This is a genomic window from Pseudoalteromonas sp. SR45-5 (assembly GCF_014163565.1).
Classification (GTDB): domain Bacteria; phylum Pseudomonadota; class Gammaproteobacteria; order Enterobacterales; family Alteromonadaceae; genus Pseudoalteromonas; species Pseudoalteromonas distincta.
Window position 1 is genome coordinate 1 of the sequence record NZ_JACJDN010000530.1, and the last position, 2,795, is coordinate 2,795.

Sequence of the window (2,795 nt, forward strand, 5' to 3'; positions counted from 1 at the left end):
TTTTCATCGCCAGTCAAAGGCTTATTACCTCTTTTTTTAATCATAAATATTGCAGTAACAGCGCTTGCTATTATTGCCCACTCATTTTATTCACAAACTGAAGTTAAGACAGCCCAACCTGCATCATCTGTTAATATTGTAACGCTTGCCGATAGATTAGACTTACCTATGGTTGATGCATTAACTATGTATGGTCAAGGTAAAGTAAGGCAGTTACTTGATTTAACGTCGTTATTAGATGATGACTTTGAATATACTCTATATCGCTTCAATGCTACATCAGATACTCAGTTGGTATATAGCAGCAGTAAACCTGCTATCGCTTCAATTAAAACTGAAAAGCATCTAGTAGAAGAAGGCATCCTACATCACTTACTGCTGTTAAACGATCAACCTATTGGCGAGCTTATTATTAAGCAAAACCTACCAACCGCTCCTTTAAGCGCTCAAAACTCTCAAGTTATTGCCTACATTATTGCGATAGCAAGCGTAGCTGCATTATTTATATTTACTTTAATGTTTAATATGTACATTAATAGTCGCTTACGAAAAAGTACTGACACTCTTACACAAGAGCTGCAGGCAATCACCGAAAATGCTAATTACAATAGTAGTGTTGATGAGCAGCTTGATATTGGTTTAGGTGTAGTGGCAAAAAACATTAACTTACTGCTACAAAAAGTACAGACTGCGATGAGTGAGAATGACGCCGCACAAAAAGAGCTTTATAAATTACAAAATGGCCTAGAAGCCGAAGTGCAAAATCGTACTATAGCGCTTGAGCAAGCCACATTAAAAGCAGAGCGAGCAAGCGAAACCAAAACGACCTTTTTAGCCACAATGAGCCACGAAATAAGAACACCGATGAATGGTGTTATAGGCACTATTGATTTACTGCGCCAGACCGAACTTGATGGCGCTCAACATCGTTTAAGTACAATTATTCGTGAATCAGCATTTTCGTTATTGAGCATTTTGGATGATATCTTAGATTTTTCAAAAATTGAGGCTGGAAAGCTAAATATTGACCCGATCCCATTTTCGGTAACCGATACCATTGAAGAAGTTGCTCGAGTGCTCTCATCAGTTGCTAAAAAACGTGAGCTTGATTTAGAACTAGCAATAGCACCAGATATTCCAGTCAACCTTACCGGTGATAGTGTGCGTGTACGTCAGGTGCTTTATAACCTATGTAGCAACGCAATTAAATTCACTAGCACTGATGAAAAAACCCAAGGCCATGTAAAAATATCAGTAGAGGTGGTTCATAATACGACTGATCACTTTACCTTACGCTTTTGCGTAACTGATAACGGTAAAGGCATGTCGCAGACGCAACTTCGCGAAATATTTAATCCATTTATTCAGGCCGAAAACTCAATTACCCGAGAATATGGTGGCACCGGTTTAGGTCTTTCTATTTGTAAAAGCTTAACTGAGCTTATGCTAGGTACTATTCATGTAACTAGTCATACCGGAATTGGCAGTGAGTTTACAGTAGAGCTGCCGTTTAGCACATCGGGTAAAATTAAGTACGCACATAAAGGTGCATTAAATGGTAAGCAAATTGTTGTAGTTAGTAATCACCTAGAACGTGAAAAAACAATGTACCGTTATTTATCGTTCATGGGCGCTAAAATAATTTATGCACACACAGAAGAAGAAATTGAAGAGCACCAGCATTCACAAGATATTATTTGGGTAGCTGATGGCATAGACAATATGGATAAAACTAATGCGCTGCTAAGACGTTTATTTTATTCATTAGAGGATTATAACCAACAAGTTGTTGTACTAAGTAAGCTTGATGAAGCAGCTATAAATCATAAAAACATTTTTTATATTAATGCCTCTCCTCTATGTAAATCTAACTTTATGCTTTCTATATTGGTGGCTGCAGGGTTACATACACCTAAGCAAATTAAAAAAACCAAAACACTTAATAACTATTTAAATGTTGAGCAGGCACGTAATTCAAACAAACTGGTTCTACTTGTTGAAGATAACCTTCTAAACCAACAAGTCCTCACCGATCAACTACATATACTGGGCTTTGGCGTTGAAATAGCTAACAACGGTGAAGAAGGTCTAGATATGTGGAGAAAAGGTGATTACTCACTTATTTTAACCGACTTACACATGCCTAAAATGTCGGGTTACGATATGGTCGAAAAAATCCGTAATGAAGCAGAGTTATTAGAATCGATTGATGCACAGCCTTACATTATTGCAGTAACAGCAAACGCACTCAAAGGCGAAAAAGAGCGCTGTTTAGCAGTAGGTATTAACGACTTCATTACCAAACCTATAGAGCTAAACGCGTTAGAAGAAACTCTAAAACGTTGGAGCGATAAACAAAGCCAAAACCCAAATGTAGTTATTCATCAAACTATGGCACTACCTATTGATATGGAAGCTGTTGCCAAATATGTAAACGGTGATGACGCTAAGCAAATTCGTTTTTTCAAAATGTATTTAGAACAAAGCCAAGGCTTAATTAAGAGTATTAATTCCGGCGTTATGGTTAACGATTTAAATGAGATTATTGAGGGGTGTCATCAATTAAAATCGATCTCCAAGACAATTGGTGCCCAAACGGTGGCAGAACTTTCAAGTGCATTTGAAGATAAATGTAAAGAAGGTGAACTCACAACCGATGAATTAATAGAGTTAAGAGATAAGCTGGAAATTGAATACTCTAAAGCTGCTCAATTTTTAAAGGAACAAATTAAAACATCTGAGCAAGAAGATGAGTTAAATGAATAAATAAACATAAAAAAAGGGCTTAATAGCCC

At 37.0% G+C, this 2,795-nt stretch carries 1 protein-coding gene; it reads left to right on the forward strand.

All coding sequences use genetic code 11. The features are described from left to right. Nucleotides 1–2,766: hybrid sensor histidine kinase/response regulator (locus H5072_RS16110; RefSeq protein ID WP_182694095.1), on the forward strand; the 2,766-nt coding region annotated here is incomplete at its 5' end. Nucleotides 2,767–2,795: the final 29 nt, after the last annotated feature.